Source organism: Pseudonocardia sp. TRM90224 (assembly GCF_021245725.1).
In the GTDB taxonomy this organism is placed as follows: Bacteria; Actinomycetota; Actinomycetes; order Mycobacteriales; family Pseudonocardiaceae; genus Pseudonocardia.
Window position 1 is genome coordinate 47743 of record NZ_JAJGSX010000039.1, and the last position, 20246, is coordinate 67988.

The window sequence follows — 20246 nt, forward strand, 5'->3', positions numbered from 1 at the left end:
GTGCCGAATGCGAAGGTTGTGATCGATGACCGGATCTGCCCCGAATCGATCTGCGCCGCACCCGTCGACCGAGGGTCCGGACTCCGGCGGGGGCCACGAGCGGGCCTTCGCCGTGCTGGCGATGCACCGGCTGGGGCGGCGTGCCGAGGGGTGCTCGGCGATCGTGCGCTGGCTCGGGCTGCGCACGGGGCGTTGGGTCGGGGTGGTGGACCGGTCGGGTGCCGTGGTCGCGGGTTCTCCGCCGGACCCCGCTGTGGCGGCCGCCGTTGCCGCAGGTGTCGAGGTGGTGCTGGCGCGTGGTCTGCGCACCTTCGTGGGCGACGGCGGTCCGGCGGGTGACCTGCTGCTCATGCTCCTGGACACGCCGGCCGACGATGCCTTTGCGGTACTGGTGTTCGCCGGGGCCGACGGGGTGCCGCGGTCGCTGGCCGCCGATGCCGCGACCGTCCTGGGGACCTGGTGGTCGGCGGAGACGACCCGGCGGGCCCGCCGGCGCAACGACGACGCCGAGGCGCGTTCTCGTGAGGCAGTGCTGCACCTGCTCATGTCGCGGCACGTCGCGACGGCTCGGCAGATCGCTGCGGCGTTGTCGCCGGCGCTGTCGCCGCCGCTGCCCGACCCGGTGCGGGTGCACGTCGTCGAGTGCGCGTCGGACAGGCGCGGCGAGGTCGTCGACCGGTGCCGGGAGGCGACCGCCGGGAACGCGTGGATCGTCCGCTGCCCGGTGCACGCCCGCCACGTGATCGTCATCGCGCCGGCGGCCGACGCGCGCGCCGGGGAAGCGCTGGAGGTCGGGCTCACCGGCGACATCGAGGGTTGCGCGGTCGGGTCCGGCGACGCGGTGGCGCTCCACGACACGGCGGTCGGCTACGAGCAGGCGTTCCACGCGCTCGCCGTCGCCCGCGCGCATCCCCGGCGGTGGACGCGTTTCGATCGACGGCTGGACGTCGCGGCGCTCATCGAGCCGGCCGGACGGGCGTGGGCGGCCGCGGTACTGGCGCCGTTGCTCTCCTACGTCCCCGCCCGCAGCGGCGACCCCGACGCACAGGAGCTCGTGGCGACGACGCGGTCGTGGCTCGCGTTCTCCATGTCGGCCACCCGCCACCTGAAGATCCACAAGAACACGCTGGTCGGCCGGCTCCGGCACATCGAGGGCCTGCTCGGCCGCGATCTCGGCGGCGCCGAGCAGCAGGCCGTGCTGGATCTTGCGCTGCGGGTCGTCGCGACCCCGCGCAGCGCCGTGGTGTCGACGGACTCCGGCGGCGAGCTGGACGACCTGCTGCGGCTCCCGGCCGTCCAGCACTGGGCGCGCGCCCTGCTCGACCCGCTGAGCCACCAGCACCGCGGCGCCGGCGGCGCGGTGCTGGAGGCGACCCTGCGGGCGTGGCTGCGCAGCGACGCCCGGCTCAGCGCCACGGCCGACACGCTCGGGATCTCGGTTCCCGGCGCTCGCAAGCGGCTCTGCCGGCTGGAGCAGGAGCTGGGGCGGTCGCTGCTGCGCTCGCCCAGCGCCCGGCACGATCTGTGGTTGGCGGTGCGGGCAGTCGATCTCGCGGCTGCCGGAGCCACGGTGTGATCTGTTACCGAGGAGGCCGGTCGATGGGCGTTTTGGTCCTCGCCGTCCGGTCGGGTGCGCGTCTATTTTGCCGGCATGTCGCCAGCACCTGCTCCGCAACGATGACGCGTCCGGGATGCCTCAGCCGTCGCGGATCGATCGAGGATCGATGAGCGCCGATCCCGAGCCGACCAGCGCGGTGATCGTCGACGACCACGTCGCTGTTGCGGCCGGGGTCCGGTACTGGTGCGAGCAGGCCGTCCCACCGGTCCGGCTCGTTGATGCCGCCGGCGCGCTCGCAGATGTCTGGACGGGGCCCGGCGCCGACGCCGACGTCGTGGTCCTCGATCTGGAGCTGGTGCCGGGGAACCCCGAGTTCGGTGAGCTGCGCCGGCTGGTCGACAGCGGCCGGCGAGTCGTCGTGTACTCCCAGCACGTCGACAACGCCACCGCCATCAAATGCATCGAGCTGGGCGCATTGGCGTACCTGACCAAACGTGAAGGTGCCGAGCACCTGGTTCCGGCGATCCGGGCCGCCGCGGAAGGACTGCCCTACACCGGGCCGTCGCTCTCGGGAGCGCTCGCCGCCGACGACACCTCCACCCGGCCGCAGCTCTCCCCGCGGGAGATGCAGGTGTTGCGGGCGTGGTTCGCGTCGTCGTCGAAGGAGCTCGTCGCCGCCAAGCTCAACATCACGGTGAAGACCGTCGACACCTACATCACGCGGGTGCGGGTGAAGTACGCGAACGTGGGCCGACCGGCCCGGACGAAGAGCGAGCTGGTCGGCCGGGCGCTCGACGACGGACTGCTGACGCTGGCCGAGCTCAACAGCGCCGCGGCGCCGACACCGCGTGAGCGGCGGCGTTCATGAGGGACAGCAGCCCACCGCGCTGACCTCGCGTTCGGCGCGCGCCGGGATGGGCTCGCGCAGCTCACCCGGGGAGGGCAGGAAAGCCCCTTTCCTGCCCTGTGAGGGCCGGAAAGTGGCTTTCCTGCCCTCGCGTGCGGACCGCACACATCCCGGCCAGCGGCGCCCCGGCACATGAAGCGCCACCGGGCTAGGGACGGCCGAAGGCCACCGTCTCCGCCTCGTCGCGGTTCTGGGCGCGCTGCAGCATCCGGAAGATGACGAACCGCTCGCCCGTCCAGGTCGCCTGCTGGTTGTCGACACCGAACCGGCCGCTCCGGAGGAGCTCTTGGAGCTTCTCGTCCTCATGGGACTTCACGGCAATGGGCAGCAGGGGCGTCGTCGCGCCGGTGGCTGCGTCGATCGACAGGAGCAGGCCGGGCACGTCGTTGGCGTTGGCGGACTGGTAGGTGACGATGCTGCCGTCGGTCGTCGGCACCAGGTGCATCGCCCGGCCGTCGACCATCCCGGTGCGCCACGCCTCCGCGCCTGTGCCGACGTCGATGGCCACCAGCTCGTTGCGGAACTCGGTGCTCGTCATACCGGGGTAGGCGCCCTCGGAGCTCGGGTTGATCTGGCGGGGGATGGTGGTGAGGATCAGCTTGCCGTCGACGACACGTGACTGCGCGCAGTGCGCGATCCCGCGCTCTTCGCAGGCTGCGAGGTAGCGGCTCTCGGCGGTGGCGCCCCGCGTCCGGGACACCAGCGGGGCGACCTCGTTCGATCCCCGATCCACGCGAACCGTTTCGATCGTGTCGGTGCCGGCCCGGTACAGCTCGACCACCAGCGGCTCGACCGAGAGCACGCTGCGGACCTCCAGCGGTTTCCCGACGGATTCCAGTGGTGCCCGCCACGACCACTGCTCGCGAAGGTCGGCGTCGTACGCCCGCAGCCCGCTGAGGGCGACGTCGCTGCCCGGCGGCCGCTGGCGACAGCTCACCCGAGCGACCAGCACGTCCCCGACGACCGCGTAGGCGTCCTCGCGGCACTGCCCCTCGTCCGCGACCGGGACGTGCTTGCCGGTGTCGATGTTGAACAGGTGGCCGCCGGCCCGGCTGCCGACGAGCACGAAGTCGCCGATCACGACCGGCACGTCGGCCGTGTCGACCGCAGTCCGTTCGATCTGCGGGATCTCGGTGGTGAACACCTCTTGGCCGGAGGCGATGTCGACCACGGTGAGCGTGCCGCAGTCGCTGCTCTGCGCACCCGCGGCGCGCAGCAGGGCCACCCGGGTACCGGAGCGTTGCTGGGAGGACGGGCAGTCGTCGCCCGGCTCGCCGGGGAGCGGGAGCTCCCACGCCACCTGGCCGGACGCCAGGTCGTGGGCGACGACGCGGCCCGGCAGCCGCCGCACGAGGTGGGTGTCGGTGACCCAGTGGTCGCCGGTCGCCTGCACGCCTGGTGCGGCGCCCTGCGGGAGCCGCCACAGCTCCTGTGCGGGGCCGGTCGCGCCGATCGCCGCCGCCCAGTCCTGCGCGGCGCGTGCGCCCGACTGCCCGCCGCCGTTCGACGACAGCAACACGCCGCCGACGACGCCGGCAACCACGATCGTCGCGCCGATCGCCGCCGCGATGACGATCCGGCGCGGCTTGCGGCCGCTGTCCCGTTGTGGCGGCGGGAGGCGGTGGCCGGGCCCGGGGATCCGGGTCGGGGGAGGTTGCGTTCCACGGCCTCGTGCGGACTTGAGCTTGCCGACCCCGTACAGCAAATAGCCGATCGCGATCACACCCACCAGCAGGCCGACGACGATGACGACGAACCCGCCCTCACGAGGGTCGAGGAACTCGTAGAGCGAGCGGTAGACCCCGGCGCTGAGGAAGAACACGAGGTAGGCGAGTGGGAACGCGATCCAGGTCAGCGGGTACCACCAGCGGGCCGCCGCTTGGTTGCGCCCGACGGCGAGCCAGTCGACGAGCACGAGCAGCGGCGTGACGATGTGCTCGAACGGCAGGTACCCGGGGTCGCCGCCCATGATGCCGAAGAAGGTGCCGGCGACCAGCAGGAGCAGCACCGCCGTGGCGCCCCGCAGCCACGGCGACTCCGGCTCGTGCCGACGGAGCCCGGTGCAGGCCGGGTACACCAGCAATCCGAGGTAGACGACGCCGGTGAGCAGGCTGGCCTGTTGGCTGAGGCCCTCCAGGTTCTGCCGCCACGCGGTGGCGTCGCTGAACCCGTAGAGCGCGCTGGCGGCGATGACCAGACGCCACACGCTGACGGCGGCCAGCACGTCGGGACGCACCCGCGGAGCCGGCGGCGGGGGTCGGTCGGGGAGGTGGATCGGCACCGTGTCGGCTCCGCCACGGGTGAACTGCATGCAACGTCCTTCGATCGTCGTTCCGTGGTGCGCGCCCGTCACTCCGCGGTCGGTCGTGCCCCCTGCGGCTGCGCGAACGGATTCGTGATCCATTCGGTCGGATGCACGTGCTCCGCCGGACTCGTGGTCCTGGTGGTCCTCGGGGTCCTCGGGTCGGTCTCGGCGCGCGCGATGCTGCGCAGCCGACGGGCTTCGCGGCGGTGGCCGACCGAGCAGTAGAGCGGCGACGACCCGACGCGAACCGGCTCCCGGACGTCCGCGGGACAGCCCGGTAGCGCGCATCGGACGGCTGCCGAGTACGAACCGTTGGACATGCCTCTGATCCCGTCTCGACGCCCGTCGCCCACCCGACGTCACGGTATGACCGGTGACGGCCCGCCGGTGCCGGGTGAACGCCGGACATCGATCTCCCGTGGGAGAGCTCAGAGGAACGAAGGGTCGTCGATCACCATGCGCCAGCGGCCGTCGACACCACGGCGCAGCACCTCTGCGGTCACGCCGGAGCCGTGCTGCACCGTGCCGTCGCCCGCGACGAACGTTCCCGACCAGTTGGCGGACGAGAGCGCCAGGTCACCGACGACGTGGATGCGACGTGTTGCGCCCGTCATGGTCCGCATCGAGGAGACGAACCCGTCGAACATGGCGCGGATCTCGGCATGCCCGCGACAGGGCCGGCCCGTCAGGTCGAGGGCGAGTCCGTCACCGGTGTAGAGCGCGGTGACCGCGTCGAGATCTCTGCTCGTCACCGCCGTGAGGAAGGCGTCGTGGACATCGGTCGGTTCGTTGAATGCCATCCCCATATCGTTCCGACCACGTTTGCACCCGGATTGCACAGCGCTTTCCCGGCGCGGTCAGCCCACGGCGGCGAGCCGGCGGTCGAGGGCGGGCAGCCCTGAGCCGGCAACCGGGAGCCATACCCTCCCCGCGCACCCGGGGTTGGGGGAGGGCAGGAAAGCCACTTTCCGGCCCTCACAGGGCAGGAAAGTGGCTTTCCTGCCCTTGTGTGCGGAACGCACGCATCCCAGCCGGCCACCACAACCCGGGCCGGGCCGCGGGGCTCGCTCGTGCACGGAGGCATCAACCTGCGCCTGATGAGGGTGGCGGCCCGAGCACCGGCTCGCGCGTCACGGTGTGGCCCAGCCCACTCGCTCTTCACGCGCCCCTACCTCGCGGCTATAGTCATACAAAGTACGAATGACCATAGGAGGTGGCATGCGAGTCGTCGAGTTCGACGCGGGTGGGTACCGCTTCGTCCACGTGCAGGGCGTGTTCCAGTTCTCCAGCGGCGTGCTGGCCGATCGGGGGTACGAGGTGGAGCGGGTCCGCCTGCCTGCGCCCGTGCCGCTCGCCGACGGGTTCCGGCTGGTCGAGAAGCGGTTGGCGGCGGTGGGTCGACCGATCGCGGCGCTGTGCGCGATGGAGCTGCGCTCGCCCGCGCCGTTCTCAGAGCGCGGGTTCGTGGACTTCAACCGCCGGTACGTCGGCCAGCTGGCGGAGTGGGGCCTGGTCCGCGACTACGTGAACCCGGTCGCGCGCACGAACGTCTGCCCGGTCCGCGGCGCACCGGCCGTCCCGTCATTGCATTCGTTCGCCTACACCGCGCGGTCGACCCGACGGTCGCCCACCTTCGTGCTGGCCGGCAGCTCGGAGGCCGACCAGGGGCCGGCGGAGTACCGCGACTCGATCGTCCGGCGAGGCGACGTCTCGACCGACGGCATGCGCGAGAAGCTCGCCTGCATCCTCACCGAGCAGGAGAAGCGGCTGCGCATCCTCGGGCTGGGTTGGGCGGACGTCGGGTGCGCCCGCCTCTACACCGCGCACGACCTGGGTCCGCTCATCCGGGAATGCCTCTTCCGGACCGGGACGGCCGCCGAGGTGACGTGGATCGACGCCCGGCCGCCGGTCCAGGACCTCGATCTAGAGATGGACAACAGCAGCGTCGCGCGGGAGGTCGTGCTCGATGGCGAAGCGTGAGGTGGTGGCGTCGGATCTGAGCCGGCCGGTCGGGCACTTCGCCCAGGCGATCACGGTGGACGCGAGCGACCGGCTCGTGTTCGTCTCCGGGATGACGGCGCGTGCGGCTGACGGGTCCATCGTCGGGGCCGGTGATGTCGTCGAGCAGACCCGCCAGGCGTGCCGGAACCTGCAGGGGGTGCTCGAAGCCGCCGGCAGCGGGCTCGGCGAGGTCGTGCGCGTGGACGTCTACGTGCGCAACGTCGAGCACTTCGAGGGCGTGCACCAGGTGCGCCGCGAGTTCTTCCCGCCGCCCGCGCCCGCGTCGACGATGGTCGAGGTCAGCAAGCTCGTCGACCCGCAGATGCTCGTCGAGATCACCGCGGTCGCGATCGTTCCGGGAGACCGGCGATGAGGCTCGCCACCGTCGTGACGCCGGAAGGTGAGACGTTCGGCGCCGTCACCGACCGCGGTCTGCTGGACCTGCGGGCGCGGCTCGGCGGCCGCTACCCGGACCTGAAGGCGCTGCTGGCGGCCGGGCCGGCCGATGTACCCGAGCCGGTCGAGATCGACTACGCGCTCGCGGACCTGACTTGGCGCCCGGTCGTCCCGAACCCCTCGAAGATCATCTGTGTGGGGCTCAACTACCGCGATCACCGCGCCGAGACCGGCAACCGCGAGTCGGCGCATCCCGCGCTCTTCCTGCGGACCCCGGACTCGCAGGTCGGCCACGGACAGCCGCTGCTGCGGCCGGGGGAGTCGGCGACGCTCGACTACGAGGGCGAGGTCGCGGTCGTCGTGGGGCGGGCCGGGCGGCGCATCCCGCGCAGCCGGGCGTGGCAGCACATCGGCGGGATCAGCTGCTACAACGACGGATCGGTCCGCGAGTACCAGCGCCACACCGCGCAGTACACGGCCGGCAAGAACTTCCCGCGCACGGGCGGTTTCGGGCCGTGGTTGACCACGATCGACGAGTTCGGCTCGGCACCGCTGCTCACACTCTCCTGCCGGGTCAACGGCACGACCGTGCAGGCGGCCCGCACCGACGACATGATCTTCCCGATCGACGAGATCGTCGAGTACGCCTCCACGGTGTTCGCGCTCGAACCGGGGGACGTGATCGTGACCGGAACGCCCGGCGGGGTCGGTTCCCGTCGCGAACCGCCGGTCTACCTCCAGGCGGGCGACGTCGTCGAGGTCGAGATCGACGGGGTCGGCGTGCTGCGCAACCCCGTCGCCGACGAAACCCCGGGGTAGGCATGTGATGGCCGACCTGCACGATCTCGGGATCGACGAGCTCGCCCGGCTGCTCGGCATGGGCGCGGTCTCGCCCGTCGAGCTGAGCACGCACCTCGCGGACCGGGTCGAGGCCATGGACCCGGCGATCAACGCGTTCGTGCACTGGGACCGGCGGCCGGCGCTCGCGCAGGCCCGCGCGGCGCACGAGCGCCGGCGGGCCGGCCGCCCGCGTGGGCCGCTCGACGGCGTGCCGGTCGCGATCAAGGACAACATCACGACGGCCGACCAGCCGACGACGGCCGGCTCGGCGGCACGGCTGCCGGTGCCCGAGGGAGATGCGGCAGTCGTGGCCGCGCTGCGGGCCGCCGGTGTCGTGATCTTCGGCAAGACCAACCTGCCGGAGCTCGCCTACGGCCCGGTCGACAGCTACGTCTTCGGGCCCACCCGCAACCCGTGGGACCCGCACCGCTACGCCGGCGGCTCCAGCATGGGCGCGGGGGCGGCGGTCGCCGCCGGGTTCGTGCCCGGCGCGGTCGGCACCGACACGACGGGTTCGGTGCGGAACCCGGCGAACTGGTGCGGCGTGGTCGGGCTGAAGCCGACGCGCGGCCGGATCCCGCTGGACGGTGTCATCCCGCTGTCCCGTTCGCTCGACCACGTCGGGCTGCTGACCCGCTCCGCCAGGGACTGCCGGCTGCTGCTGCCGGCAGCGGAGGGCTGGCCGGTCGCGCCGATGCCGGGCGCTCCGCGACCGGGACCCGGTCGGCTGCGGATCGGTCTGCTGCGGACCGCGATCCTCGCCGGGCTGCCCGATGCCGTGCAAGCGGCCGTCGCGGCAGCCGTCGAGGAGTGGCAGGCGCTCGGGGCCACCGTCGTGGACTGTCCGGTCCCCGGCTGGGGTGCCGCGGCCGCGGCCGCGGAGGTTGTAGTGGCCAGGGAGGCGGCCGTGCGCTACCGGCCGCTGATCGATGCCGATCCGGACAGCATCGGCGTCGGGCTCCGTGGACGCCTCGAAGCGGCAGCAGCGGTGTCGGGGCAGGCGTACGTGGACGCGCGCCGGGTCGCCGCCGCCTTCGACGCCGAGCTGGAGGCGGCGACGCGCGGGGTCGACCTTCTGGTGCTGCCCGGCCGTGAGCGGGCTGCGCCGCGGATGGATGTCGCGGGCCGGGTGCTCGACGCGCCGGTCGGGGTGCGCTGTGTCGCACCGCTGAACGTGGTGGGGTGGCCGGCGCTCGCCGTGCCCTGCGGGGTCGACCCGGACGGGCTTCCGCTCGGCGTGCAGATCGTGGCGCGCCCGGGTGTCGACGAGCTGCTGTTGCAGGCGGCGGAGGCCCTGCAGGAAGTGACGGGTTGGCACCTGCGCCGACCACCGTTGTGAGCGAGGTTCACCTATGTACGACGAAGGAGACGTCATGGCAGACATGCTCGTGGTCCGCAGCCGCGAAGGGCAGGCGTACCGGCTCGGCAACGCGCTGTTCAAGGTCGGCGGCAGCCAGACCGGAGGTCGGTTCGACTTCATGGTGATGGATGTCGAGCACCGCTCCGGCCCGCCGCTGCACGTGCACGAGGCGCAGGACGACACGTTCTACGTGCTGTCCGGGGTGCTCACCCTGCAGGCCGGTGACGAGGTGCTGGAGATCGGACCGGGCGACTTCGCGACGGTCCCACCGGGCGTCGCGCACACGTTCGACAACCTCGACGCCGCTCAGGGCCCGGTCCGGGTCGTGAACATCATGACCCCGGGCGGGTACGACGAGCTGTTCAAGGAGTGGGAGAGCGTCACGGCCAACCCGCTCGCCGAGGAGGTGGTGGCCATCTACGCACGCCACGGCGCGCGGCCGGTCGGGCCACCCCTGCGTGATCACCTCGACAACAGCGCCGGGTGAACCGCGTGGAGCACCATGAGGGAGACGGACTCGAAACCGGCCACCTGAGCCGGGTGCAGATCGTCGCGCTGGCGCTGGTCTCTTACACGCCCGCGGTTGCGCTCGCGACCGTTCCGTTCCTGCTCGTCGTCGGCGCGGGCAACGGGAGCTGGTTCGGCGCGCTGATCGGCGCCGCCGCGATCGGCTGCGTCGGCGTCGCCGTCGTCACCTTCGCGCGCCGCTATGTCGTGACCGGCACGCTCTACTCCTACATCGCCCACGTCTTCGGGCCGTGGGCGCGGGCGCTGATGGGCGCAGCGCTGCTGCTCGGCTACGTCGCCCTGATCGCCGGGGTGTCGATGACCAGCGGGGTCTTCGCCGGGAGCTTCCTCGTCTCGATCGGCGTGGAGCCCGGGCTGGACGCCGGTCCGTTGGCGCTCACGACGACCGTCGCCATGGTGCTGGCCGCCGCGCTCGCCTACCGCGGCCTCGACACGTCGGTGCGCACCGCGGTGGTGCTGACGGTGATCACGCTGCCGATCACCCTCTTCGTGACGATCGCGGTCGCGACCAGCACCGGGCTCGCGTTGCCGGCCCAGCTGGGCCTCGACGGCTCGACGTTCGGCGGCATCGTCAACGGGGTGGCCGCCGCGGCGGTGTTCCTCGTCGCATTCGAGAGCTCCGCAGCACTGGCTGCGGAGACGCGCAACCCGAAGCGCAACGTGCCACTGGCCGTCATGAGCGTCCCGATCGTGCTGGGCGGCTGCTACCTCCTTGCGACGTTCCTGCAGGTCCCCGGGCTGATGGCGGCCTCGGACGCGCTGGCGTCCGGCATGTCGCCGGCAGCCGCGCTCGCCCAGCAGGCCGGGTTGGGGGCCGGCTTCGCCATGGTCACCGACGGCGCGCTGGCGGTCGCCAACGTGGCCTCGCTGATCGCGTTCGTCAACTACGGCTCGCGGTTCGTCGCCACCCTCGCGACCGACGGCCTCGCGCCCCGATGGCTGGCCAAGGTCCATCCGCGCCACCGCAGCCCCAGTGCCGCCATCATCGCCCTCTCCGCCGTCGCGCAGGCCGTGCTCCTCGTCCTCGTGCTGGTCTGGCCGGAGGAACTGCTCACCGGGGTCTTCCCGTCGATCTCCACGCTGACCGTCTACCTCTGGCTGATCCCGTACGTCCTGATCTGCGTCGGGGCGGTGGTGCTCGCCGTGCGCGAGCGGAAGCTGACGCCGACGCTCGCGGTGTGCGCGTTGCTCGGCGCCGCGGGGATGGTCTGGGTGTACGTGAACGCGCTGCTCAACCCACCACCGGCTCCGGTGGACGCGATGGCGGTCGTCTCCGCGGTGGCGATCGTGCTCGTCTTCGCCTTATTCCTGGCGCGGGAGCGGATCTCGCGCCCGTCGGTGGACGCCCGATGAGCAGGACGGGACCGCTGGCCGGCACGACCGTCGTCGACCTCACCCGGGCGCTCGCCGGGCCGCAGGCCACGATGCTGCTGGGCGACCTCGGGGCGTACGTGATCAAGGTGGAGCAGCCCGGCCGGGGCGACGAGACACGCGGTTGGGGACCGCCGTTCGTCGGCGCAGAGGGGGAGCGGCCGGAGTCGACCTACTTCCTCTCCGCGAACCGGAACAAGCAGTCCATCGCGCTCGACCTCAAGCAGCCCGCCGACGCGGAGCTGCTGCGCCGCCTGATCGCCGCCGGGGACGTCCTCGTCGAGAACTTCCGGCCGGGGGTGCTCGACCGGCTCGGGTTCTCCGTCGCCGAGCTGCACGCCCTCAACCCGCGGCTCGTGGTGCTCTCGATCACCGGGTTCGGGCACGACGGGCCTGATGCGGGCCGCGCGGGCTACGACCAGATCGCGCAGGGCGAAGCCGGCCTCATGTCGATCACGGGCAGCGCCGCCGACGATCCGCAGAAGGTCGGCGCCCCGATCGCCGATCTGCTCGCCGGGATCTTCGGGGCACAAGGTGTGCTGGCCGCGCTGCTGGAGCGGGAGCGGACCGGACGTGGCCGGGTGGTCCGGACCTCGCTGCTGGCAGCGGTCGTCGCCGTGCACGGGTTCCAGGGCACCCGCTGGACCGTCGCGGGCGAGCTGGGCACCGGTGTCGGCAACCACCACCCGGCGATCGCGCCCTACGGCCTGTTCCGCTGCGGCGACGGCGCCGTGCAGATCGCCGCCGGGAACGATCAGCTCTGGGCCCGCCTGTGCGACGTGCTCGGGCTCGACCCGACCGCGGCCGAGTTCGCGACGAACGCCGACCGGGTGGCGCGCCAGCCGGATCTGATCCGCATCATCGAGGACGCGCTGCGCCCCCGAACGTCGGTCGAGGTCCTCGCCGCCCTGCGCAAGGCGGAGATCCCCGCCGGCGAGGTCAAGTCGCTCGACGCCGTGTACAGCTCGCCGCAGACGCGCTCGCAGCGCCTGCTCGTCGACGTCGACCACCGTGCGCTGGGGCGGATCGTGCTGCCCGGCAACCCCCTGCGGTTCTTCGAGCTCGACACCGGCGCCGAGACCACCCCGCGCGATCACGACGCGCCGCCGCTGCTCGACGGCGACCGCGCCGCCGTGCAGGCGTGGCTGGACCGCAGCGAGGACGCGCCGTGACCGGCACAGCTGAGACCCTCGACGCGGTGCTCGACCCCGCCTCGTTCGAGCGTTGGCCGGAGAGCAGCGACTCGGTCGTCGCCGGCGCAGGCACCGTGGCGGGCACGCGCGTCGCCGTGCTGCTCGGCGACTACAGCGTGCACGGCGGGTCGATCGGCGTGGAGGCCTCCGGGCGGTTGGCGGGTGCCATCCGCCGGGCCACCGCCGAACGCCTGCCCCTGCTCGCCTCCCCACGGTCGGCCGGCACCCGCATGCAGGACGGCACGCGCGCGTTCGTCGGGATGCTGCCCATCACGGCCGCGGTGACCGCGCACCGGCGCGCGGGCCTGCCGTACCTCGTGTGGTTGCGCGATCCGGTGTTCGGCGGGGTGCTCGCCTCGTGGGGATCGCAGGGGCACGTGACGGCCGCGGAACCGGGGGCGCGCATCGGCTTCCTCGGGCCGCGGGTCGTCGAGGCGCTGCGCGGTGCCGGTATGCCGGCGGGCGTGCAGACCGCGGAGAACCTGCACCGCAACGGCCTCGTCGACCGCGTGCTGCCGCTCGCGCAGCTGCGCGGGGCTGTCGGCAAACTACTCGGACTGCTCGACACCACCGCCGAACCGGCGGCCGTGGAGCCCGGGTGTCCGGCGGCGGAGCCGGTCGGGGAACCCGATGCCGCGACCGCCGTCGCCCGCAGTCGCGACCCGGGACGTCCGGGGGTGCGCGACGTCGTCGCGGATGCCGGACTCCGGATCGCCGAGCTGCACGGCACCGGCCGCGGCGAGACCGGACCCGCTGTGCTGCTGGCGCTGGCCGACCTCGGTGGTGCCCGATGTGTGCTCATCGGGCAGGACCGTGCGGCGCAGGCGGACGGGCACCCGGTCGGGCCGGCTGAGCTGCGGGTGGTGCGCCGGGGCATCGCGCTCGCCGACGAGCTGTGGTTGCCCATCGTGACGGTGGTGGATTCCGACGGCGGGGAGCTGAGCGTCCGCGCGGAGGAGGGCGGGTTGGCGGCGGAGGTCGGCGGCTGCCTCATGGACCTCACCTCCGTCACCTGCCTCAAGGTGGCCGTGCTGCTCGGGCAGGGCGCGGGCGGCACGGCGATCGCCCTGCTCGCCGCGGACCGGGTGCTGGCCGCGCGGCACGCCTGGTTGGCGCCGCTCCCGCCGGAAGGGGCCAGCACCATCCTGCACGGCCGACCCGACCGTGCCCCCGAGATGGCGGCAGCGCAGCGGATCCGGGCGCACGACCTCGCCCGGGCCGGCTTCGTGCACCGGATCGTCGACGAACGCCCGGACGCGGCGGCCGAGCCGCAGGCGTTCGCGCGGCGGCTGGTCCGAGCTGTCGGGGCCGAGCTGTCCGCGCTCCGACTCCAGACCGAAGGAAGCCCTACGAACATGAAGAGGGAATCGATCCGATGACGAAGATCGTGATGATCTCCGGAAGCCTGCGTGCCGAGTCCACCAACTCCGCGATGATCCGTGCTGCCGCCGCGTCCGTGGCCGCGTGCCCCGGCGTCGACGTCGAGGTGGTGTCCGTGGACGAGGTCCCGCTGTTCAACGAGGACGTCGAGGCCATGGGCGACCCGTTCGAGGTGATCGCGCTGAAGCGGACCGTGGGCAGCGCCGACGTCCTGCTGATCTGCACGCCGGAGTACAACGCCAGCGTTCCCGGGGTGCTGAAGAACGCCCTCGACTGGCTCTCGCGGCCGTCCGGCGAGAGCGTGCTGACCGGCATGCCGGTCGCGACGATGAGCGCATCGACCTCGGGGTTCGGCGCGCGATGGGCGCAGGACCACCTGCGCAGCATCCTCGTCGACGGGATCGGCGCCGTGCTGGTCGACCACGAGCCCGTGTGCATCAGGAAGTCGGACGAGCGGGTCGTCGACGGCATGCTGGTCGACCGCGAGGCGCTGGCGGAGATCCGCTCGCTGGTCGCCACCGCGGTGGGCACCTGCCTCGACGCCGCCTCGGCGTGAGCGGGCGGGTCACCGAAGGCCGGAACCGCTCCGGTCACCTGATCCGCAGCCAGCGCAGCGTCGCCTCGGCCTGTGCGCGCTGGAACTCCCGCACCGTCGGCAGTCCCGGGGGCGCGGGCCTGCGGGCCGAGTCGGCGAAGAACCCGGCGCAGCCGGCCAGCACGCCGGAGATGTGCTCGGCCGGTACGTCCGGCAGGTGCGAGCGCAGCAGGTGCTCGACGTCGTGGCCGCCGTAGAGGTTCACGTTCACCAGCACCATGAGCCGATCGAGCCATGCCGGGCCGGTGCAGGCCCACGGCCAGTCGACGACGACCACGCTCCCGTCGGGCCGGACGAGGAGGTTGTCGGCGCGGACGTCGATGTGCACCAAGGTGTCGCCGGCGAGCGCGGCGACCCCGACCCGGGCCAGGTCGCGCAGGTCGTCGAGGTGCGCCGCCGCCCACGGGTCGAGATCGTCGTGCGGATCGGCGGCCAGGCGGTCGAAACCCGCGAAGTCGTCGGCCAGTGCCTCGGCGGCGGTGCGCGAGTCGAGCACCGGCGCCGGTGTCAGGGTCTCGGCCATCTGGCGCAGCGCGGCCATGACGGCGTCGACCTCCGACCGGACCCACGGCGTCGCCGGCTGCCGGCCGTCGACGTCCTCGAACACCAGCGCGACCCACTCGCCGTCGTCGTGCACCCCGAGCAGGTCCGGCGCCGGCACGCGCGCCGGTAGCGCGGTCATGACCAGCGCCTCCCGGCGGTGCATGTCGGGGGTGTGCGGGTTCAGCGACGGGTGGACGGCCTTGACGAACGCTCGCAGACCACCGGCCGTACGCACTCGGTCGGCTGTTCCCGGGGAGAATCCACCGACCTGCGACACAGCCTCGACGATCCGGTCGCCCACGATGGCCTCGACGGCCCGATGCACGTTTCCCGGCAACTCCGGCCAGCTGATCCGAACCCCCGCTGCGATCACCATGGGCGGGGAGCATGGCAGAGGCTTGCGATGGGTGCGCGGTATTTGCAGGAGTTCGCCACCTCCTCGCCGCGAGCGGCAGGAGGTCGCGAGATGAACCGCAGGGGTCCTTTGATCAAGCGTGGACGGCGCTCAGGTTCATCTCGGCGCAGGGAGCGAGCAGAGTGCGTGCGGAACGCACACCCGCCAGCCACCTACGAGGCCGGGGGAGCAGGCACAAAAACCTATCGCCGCCAGCATGGCCGTGGCGGGGAAGCGTGCGTCATCGTCGCTGCAACACCACCGGAGCACGAGGTGCGGCATGAATGCGGAGCATGGCGACAGCCTGGCCGGCGAGGTCGATCCCGGAGTGGATTCCGGCTCCTCGTGCTCGCGGCTCCGGGCGCGGAGCTTCCCCCCAACTCGCCCCGTGCCCGGAGTCGCGTCCCCTCGAGGTGGTCAGGTGAGGTGGTTGCCGGGCGTCAGGTTCTACGCGGTCCTGACCCGCCATCGCAGCCAGGGCGGATGGGTTTCCGCCGTCGTTCCGGACGATCACGCGCCGGCCATCGCGGGCCCGCTCGGGCGGATTCCGGTGGTCGCCGTGGTGGATGAGCGTTCGTGGCGGACGAGCGTGTGGCTGGACCACGTGGGCAGGTGGTTGCTGGTGGTGCCGAGGTCGATCCGCCGCGAGAAGGACGACGGCGACGTCGTCAGCGTTGCCATCGCCATCGATCGCACCCGACTCCAGCTGTTCCCGGAGGTTTGACGAAAGCGCCACAACAGAGCCGTGACATGACGTCCACGCATCATCGGGTCGACGACTTGCACGGCTGTGAAAGGAGACTGTTGTGGACGCTCGTGTCGAGCCCGGCCGGATCGAGGCCGACCTCCCCATGGACTGGGTGGAGGTTTGGTCGAGCGCCGGCGTGGGGCGCGTCTCCCTCGCCGGCGACCGGATAACCATCGGTCGGTCCTCCCGCAACGACGTCATCATCGACGACCCTCAGATCTCCCGACTGCATGCCGTCATGGAGCGACTCGGCGGCGCGTGGTGCATCCGCGACATCAGCTCGCGCAACGGCACGTTCGTCAACGGCGGGCGGATCGTGCAGCAGGCGACGTTGCGGCCCGGCGACGAGATCCGGGTCGGACGCACCCGGCTCATGCTGCGGGGCGAGGGGCCCGTATCCGATACCGACGTGGAGGTGACCGTTGCGCATCGACCGCCACCGCGGCTGACCCACCGAGAGCGCGACACCCTCCTCGCGCTGTTCTCAGCCGTCTCCGCCACCGACACGTTCACCGAACTGGCCACACCCCGAGACATCGCGGGCTTGCTGTGGATCACCGAAGCGGCAGTGCGCCACCACCTCGCGAGCCTCTACGAGAAGTTCGAGATCGACGGCGGTGGTGAGCAGCGCCGCGTGCGCCTGGCGAACGAGGCGCTCCGCCGAGGCGCGATCACCTTCGCCGACGTGCGTGCGTCCACCGCGGAACGGGCTGCCACCGGGTCGTAGCCACCACCGCGGGTGCCGGTTCCGCTCAGTCCGCCCGGCGGCTCCGTAGATCCTCGGCGTCGGCGGAGATCGCGGCGTGCAGCCGGGCGAGCACATCGGCGCGGGCCCGGAGCTTCGATTCGGCATGCGCGGCGGCCACCAGCCGCTCGTTCAGCTCGGCCGCGACGTTCGCCGCCGCGACGGGTGCGTCTCCCGGCTCCACGACCCGGTCCAGGAATCCCGCGGCCACGGCGTCGTCCGGTCCGAACGACTCCGCGAGCAGCGCCGCCCGCTGGAACGCCGCGGGGGTCAACCGGGCCTCGAGGAGCACCACGGCCGAGCGCGGCAGGGTGAGCCCGATCGCAACCTCGTTCGCCGCCACCCTGTACGTGCCGTGCGTGCCGATCCGGTAGTCCGCGGCGAGCAGGAGGAACGCCCCCATCGCGATCGCGTGGCCCGTGCACGCGACGACGACCGGCGCGGGGAACGACATCAGCCGGGCAGCCGTGGCGAACCCGGTCAGCACCATGTCGGATGCCTCCGGACCACCACCGCGCAGGACGTTGAGGTCGAAACCGGCCGAGAAGACGCCGTCCCGGCCCTGCAGGACGACCGCGCCACCGCCCTCGACGTCGGCGGCGGCGCGGTCGAGCGCACGGCCCAGGTCCGCGAGGAGGCTCGGAGACAGGGCGTTCGCCTTCCCGTCGTCCATCGTGATCGTCACGACATCGGCTCGACGGTGGTAGTGCACAGCGCTCGTCATGGTCACGGAAAGCAGTGTGCCGACCGCGCGTTCCGCAGCGCTGCCCCGAAACTGCGCAAGAACCCGCCGCAGGTAATCCTGTTGTCCCGGCATAGCCGAACCGGCGCGGTTCGTTGCGCACGCGAGGGCAGGAAAGCCACCTTCCGGCCCGCACAGGGCAGGAAAGTGGCTTTCCTGCCCTCCACCCCCTGGGTGAGCTGCGCGAACGGTCTGCGGCGTGGCTGCCTGACCGCTCGCCTCACCAGCGTCCGTGAACCGTCGGACTGTTCACGTTGCGGATCACCGATCCGGAGTTGTTGTCGATCAGGCGCACCTTGACGAAGATCTCGTCCCCTTCCCCCGAGTCCTCGTTGAGGTCGCTGTCGAGGACGCATGTGCTGTACCGGAACTCCAGCCCGCTGGGCACAACATTGCGTGCACTGGCGTTGAACGGCCCGAACTCGTGGTCGTCGCCACCTCTGGTCCAGTCGTCGTCGCCCCAGCCGTCGAGAATGATCCGATATCGCTGGATGTCGACGAGCGCTTCGCTCTGCGGCATCCGCACCAGCACCACCCCGGACACGAGCTCACGATTCGCGGCACAGCCGGCGCTCGGCGGCCCGATCGAGAGCGAAACCGTCATCGAGCCGACCGCCGCGTCGGCCGCGGACCCCGCGAATCCGAACGCGGCCGCGGTCGTCATGGCAACAACGGCCGTCCGACCGAATCGCCGGGGCCAGCGCGTATCCGCAACCTTCGTCTGCACGATGTTCACCTCGAGAATCCGTGGACAAGTGGCCCAAGGCTCGGTGAGGTGCGCGATCCACGCCATGGCCCTACCAGCAGGTTTTCCTGCACCCGTAACACGCACCGACGGTCAACACCGGGTGGGCGCCATGCCAGCGGCGACAGATTCATCGCGACAGGTGCGCGTGGGTGCGGGGCTTGTCACCTTCCCGCAGGAGAACCGCGCGCCGGTGCCATGTCCGCCGTTGCCGCCGGTCCTGACCATGGAACGGCACCCGGAGGGCCCGGGTCGGCGCAGGCCGAAGGCGGTTGTACGTAGCGATGCCTGACCAGACAGATCGTACGGCGGGACGTCGTCGGCTCCGCTGGCATTGGCTCGTGCTGGTCGGCTTCCTGCTGGTGATGATCGTGCCGGCGTTCCTGGCCGGGCTGGGGACTGGTGGGGAATCCGCGCGGCCGCCCGCGGCGGGCGAGGTCGCCGCCCCTCCGGTGGCGCCGGTGGCGCCCGCGGAGGACGTCGAGGGCCTCTCCGGAGGGCTCCTGCCTCGCGCCGACGGTGTGCAGGCGGCGAACGGGGACGGGAGCTCCCCCCCTCGGGACGAGCGGCCGGCGAGTCCGTCCGCGTCGTCGCAGCCGGGCGGTATGGGGCAGGTGATCCTCTCGCTCGTCATGCTCGTGCTCGCGGTTCCGCTGGCCGGTGTCGCGGGCACCACTACGTGGTGGATGCTGCATGCGTGGCGCACGCCTGACTCGTTGAAGGGCACCGGCTTCGTCCGGCGGACCGCACGCCGCACCCACACCTTCTCGTTGCTGCTGCCGGCCCGGCACGAGCAGGAAGTGCTGGCCGACACGATCGACGCGCTGGCCAGGCAGGACCACGACGCGTTCGAGATCATCGTCATCATCGGGCACGACGATCCCGAGACGATGGCCGTCGCGCACGCGGCTGCTCGCCGGCATCCGCGGCTGGTGCAGGTCGTGATCGATCACAACGTGCCGAAGAACAAGCCGAAGGGGCTCAACACCGCCCTTCCCCGGTGTCGCGGCGAGATCGTCGGCGTGTTCGACGCCGAGGACGAGGTGCATCCCGGGCTGCTCAAGCTGGTCGAGGCGCGGTTCGAGGAGACGGGCGCGAGCGTCGTGCAATCCGGTGTGCAGCTGATGAACATCCACACGACGTGGTGGTCGCTGCGCAACTGCCTCGAGTACTACTTCTGGTTCCGGTCGCGCTTGCACTTCCACGCTCAGCAGCGGTTCATCCCGCTCGGCGGGAACACCGTCTTCGCCCGCGCCCACGTGTTGCGCGAGTTCGGCGGTTGGGACCAGGAGTGCCTCGCGGAGGACTGTGAGCTAGGAGTCCGGCTGTCCGCGGCGGGGCACCAGGTCGCCGTGGCCTACGACCCGCAGGTCGTCACCCGCGAGGAAACCCCGGACACGATCCCGAGCTGGATCAAGCAGCGGACCCGTTGGTGTCAGGGCTTCCTGCAGGTGCTCCGGAAGGGGCTGTGGAAGCAGCTGCCGACCCGCAGGCAGCGCATGCTCGCCCGGTACACGCTCTGGATGCCGTTCCTGCAGGCCTACTCCGGGGTGATGATCCCGATCTCGCTCGTGACGATGTTCGTCGTCAAGGTCCCACTCGCAGTGACATTGCTGTCGTTCGTGCCGCTGATCCCGACCGTTGTCAGCATGGCCGTCGAGGCCGCGGGGCTGGAGGAGTTCGGCCGCTCGTTCGGCATCCGGATCAGGTTCCGCGACTACGTCCGGCTGGTGCTGGGCGCCTTTCCGTATCAGGTCCTGCTGTCCTTCGCCTCGATCCGTGCCGTGGTCAGGGAGGCCCGCGGACAGGTCGGTTGGGAGAAGACCGCGCACGCGGGGGCGCACCGCAACGCCCCAGCCAGTAGCGCAGCCCAGTAGCGCAGCCGCCGTACCGCA

At 71.9% G+C, this 20246-nt stretch carries 19 protein-coding genes; 14 read left to right on the top strand and 5 right to left on the bottom strand.

The features are described from left to right. Positions 1–25 precede the first annotated feature (25 nt). Positions 26–1576: a helix-turn-helix domain-containing protein gene (locus LL648_RS34975; protein WP_232667112.1), complete on the top strand. Its 1551-nt coding sequence runs from the start codon at positions 26–28 to the stop codon at positions 1574–1576. A 148-nt stretch (positions 1577–1724) separates the two neighbouring features. Beyond that, positions 1725–2426 carry a response regulator gene (locus tag LL648_RS34980; RefSeq protein ID WP_232667113.1) on the top strand — a complete coding sequence of 234 codons (702 nt, stop codon included), beginning with the start codon at positions 1725–1727 and terminating at the stop codon, positions 2424–2426. A gap of 187 nt (positions 2427–2613) precedes the next feature. On the opposite strand, the gene LL648_RS34985 is transcribed toward LL648_RS34980, so the two are convergent. Both LL648_RS34985 and LL648_RS34990 read right to left on the bottom strand, forming a co-directional pair. Then, entirely contained in the window at positions 2614–4776 is a 2163-nt protein-coding gene (locus tag LL648_RS34985; protein WP_232667114.1) for an outer membrane protein assembly factor BamB family protein, read from the bottom strand. Between the two features lie 422 nt (positions 4777–5198). After that, positions 5199–5570, bottom strand: a complete 372-nt coding sequence (locus LL648_RS34990) for a YybH family protein (protein WP_232667115.1) — start codon at positions 5568–5570, stop codon at positions 5199–5201. Between the two features lie 418 nt (positions 5571–5988). Between LL648_RS34990 and cnbZ the strand changes: the two genes are divergently transcribed. The 9 genes from cnbZ to LL648_RS35035 are packed head-to-tail and all read left to right on the top strand — an operon-like array spanning position 5989 to position 14395. After that, a complete protein-coding gene (gene cnbZ / locus LL648_RS34995) occupies positions 5989–6750 on the top strand; it encodes a 2-amino-5-chloromuconate deaminase CnbZ (protein ID WP_232667116.1) in 762 nt (253 codons plus the stop codon). Next, complete coding sequence (locus tag LL648_RS35000) at positions 6737–7144, top strand: RidA family protein (protein ID WP_232667117.1); 408 nt, start codon at positions 6737–6739, stop codon at positions 7142–7144. The genes cnbZ and LL648_RS35000 overlap by 14 nt, the downstream gene beginning before the upstream one ends. Next, entirely contained in the window at positions 7141–7986 is an 846-nt protein-coding gene (locus tag LL648_RS35005; RefSeq protein WP_232667118.1) for a fumarylacetoacetate hydrolase family protein, read from the top strand. The genes LL648_RS35000 and LL648_RS35005 overlap by 4 nt, the downstream gene beginning before the upstream one ends. Before the next feature lie 7 nt (positions 7987–7993). Then, a complete protein-coding gene (locus LL648_RS35010; RefSeq protein WP_232667119.1) occupies positions 7994–9346 on the top strand; it encodes an amidase in 1353 nt (450 codons plus the stop codon). 34 nt (positions 9347–9380) lie between these two features. Next, on the top strand, positions 9381–9854 hold the full coding sequence (locus LL648_RS35015; RefSeq protein WP_232667120.1) for a cupin domain-containing protein: 474 nt from the start codon (positions 9381–9383) through the stop codon (positions 9852–9854). 5 nt (positions 9855–9859) lie between these two features. Then, the gene (locus LL648_RS35020) at positions 9860–11248 is read left to right on the top strand and encodes an APC family permease (protein ID WP_232667121.1); all 1389 of its coding nucleotides are present in this window, start codon (positions 9860–9862) and stop codon (positions 11246–11248) included. Next, complete coding sequence (locus tag LL648_RS35025; RefSeq protein WP_232667122.1) at positions 11245–12438, top strand: CaiB/BaiF CoA transferase family protein; 1194 nt, start codon at positions 11245–11247, stop codon at positions 12436–12438. The genes LL648_RS35020 and LL648_RS35025 overlap by 4 nt, the downstream gene beginning before the upstream one ends. Then, the gene (locus LL648_RS35030; protein WP_232667123.1) at positions 12435–13838 is read left to right on the top strand and encodes a carboxyl transferase domain-containing protein; all 1404 of its coding nucleotides are present in this window, start codon (positions 12435–12437) and stop codon (positions 13836–13838) included. Before LL648_RS35025 ends, LL648_RS35030 begins: the two co-directional genes overlap by 4 nt. Beyond that, entirely contained in the window at positions 13835–14395 is a 561-nt protein-coding gene (locus LL648_RS35035; protein WP_232667124.1) for an NADPH-dependent FMN reductase, read from the top strand. The genes LL648_RS35030 and LL648_RS35035 overlap by 4 nt, the downstream gene beginning before the upstream one ends. A 34-nt stretch (positions 14396–14429) precedes the next feature. On the opposite strand, the gene LL648_RS35040 is transcribed toward LL648_RS35035, so the two are convergent. Beyond that, positions 14430–15353 carry a phosphotransferase family protein gene (locus tag LL648_RS35040; protein ID WP_232667125.1) on the bottom strand — a complete coding sequence of 308 codons (924 nt, stop codon included), beginning with the start codon at positions 15351–15353 and terminating at the stop codon, positions 14430–14432. A 448-nt stretch (positions 15354–15801) separates the two neighbouring features. Between LL648_RS35040 and LL648_RS35045 the strand changes: the two genes are divergently transcribed. After that, positions 15802–16095 carry a DUF1905 domain-containing protein gene (locus LL648_RS35045; RefSeq protein WP_232667126.1) on the top strand — a complete coding sequence of 98 codons (294 nt, stop codon included), beginning with the start codon at positions 15802–15804 and terminating at the stop codon, positions 16093–16095. 82 nt (positions 16096–16177) lie between these two features. Next, complete coding sequence (locus LL648_RS35050) at positions 16178–16846, top strand: FHA domain-containing protein (protein WP_232667127.1); 669 nt, start codon at positions 16178–16180, stop codon at positions 16844–16846. A 25-nt stretch (positions 16847–16871) separates the two neighbouring features. On the opposite strand, the gene LL648_RS35055 is transcribed toward LL648_RS35050, so the two are convergent. Both LL648_RS35055 and LL648_RS35060 read right to left on the bottom strand, forming a co-directional pair. After that, complete coding sequence (locus LL648_RS35055) at positions 16872–17588, bottom strand: crotonase/enoyl-CoA hydratase family protein (protein ID WP_232667141.1); 717 nt, start codon at positions 17586–17588, stop codon at positions 16872–16874. 238 nt (positions 17589–17826) lie between these two features. After that, positions 17827–18399 carry a hypothetical protein gene (locus LL648_RS35060; RefSeq protein WP_232667128.1) on the bottom strand — a complete coding sequence of 191 codons (573 nt, stop codon included), beginning with the start codon at positions 18397–18399 and terminating at the stop codon, positions 17827–17829. A 293-nt stretch (positions 18400–18692) separates the two neighbouring features. Between LL648_RS35060 and LL648_RS35065 the strand changes: the two genes are divergently transcribed. Then, a complete protein-coding gene (locus LL648_RS35065) occupies positions 18693–20228 on the top strand; it encodes a glycosyltransferase (protein WP_232667129.1) in 1536 nt (511 codons plus the stop codon). Positions 20229–20246 lie beyond the last annotated feature (18 nt).

Coding starts and splice junctions, on each gene's coding strand:
- LL648_RS34975 (WP_232667112.1), top strand. CDS start 26: ATGACCGGATCTGCCCCGAATCGATCTGCGCCGCACCCGTCGACCGAG.
- LL648_RS34980 (WP_232667113.1), top strand. CDS start 1,725: ATGAGCGCCGATCCCGAGCCGACCAGCGCGGTGATCGTCGACGACCAC.
- LL648_RS34985 (WP_232667114.1), bottom strand. CDS start 4,776: ATGCAGTTCACCCGTGGCGGAGCCGACACGGTGCCGATCCACCTCCCC.
- LL648_RS34990 (WP_232667115.1), bottom strand. CDS start 5,570: ATGGCATTCAACGAACCGACCGATGTCCACGACGCCTTCCTCACGGCG.
- cnbZ (WP_232667116.1), top strand. CDS start 5,989: ATGCGAGTCGTCGAGTTCGACGCGGGTGGGTACCGCTTCGTCCACGTG.
- LL648_RS35000 (WP_232667117.1), top strand. CDS start 6,737: ATGGCGAAGCGTGAGGTGGTGGCGTCGGATCTGAGCCGGCCGGTCGGG.
- LL648_RS35005 (WP_232667118.1), top strand. CDS start 7,141: ATGAGGCTCGCCACCGTCGTGACGCCGGAAGGTGAGACGTTCGGCGCC.
- LL648_RS35010 (WP_232667119.1), top strand. CDS start 7,994: ATGGCCGACCTGCACGATCTCGGGATCGACGAGCTCGCCCGGCTGCTC.
- LL648_RS35015 (WP_232667120.1), top strand. CDS start 9,381: ATGGCAGACATGCTCGTGGTCCGCAGCCGCGAAGGGCAGGCGTACCGG.
- LL648_RS35025 (WP_232667122.1), top strand. CDS start 11,245: ATGAGCAGGACGGGACCGCTGGCCGGCACGACCGTCGTCGACCTCACC.
- LL648_RS35035 (WP_232667124.1), top strand. CDS start 13,835: ATGACGAAGATCGTGATGATCTCCGGAAGCCTGCGTGCCGAGTCCACC.
- LL648_RS35040 (WP_232667125.1), bottom strand. CDS start 15,353: ATGGTGATCGCAGCGGGGGTTCGGATCAGCTGGCCGGAGTTGCCGGGA.
- LL648_RS35055 (WP_232667141.1), bottom strand. CDS start 17,588: ATGACGAGCGCTGTGCACTACCACCGTCGAGCCGATGTCGTGACGATC.
- LL648_RS35060 (WP_232667128.1), bottom strand. CDS start 18,399: ATGGCGTGGATCGCGCACCTCACCGAGCCTTGGGCCACTTGTCCACGG.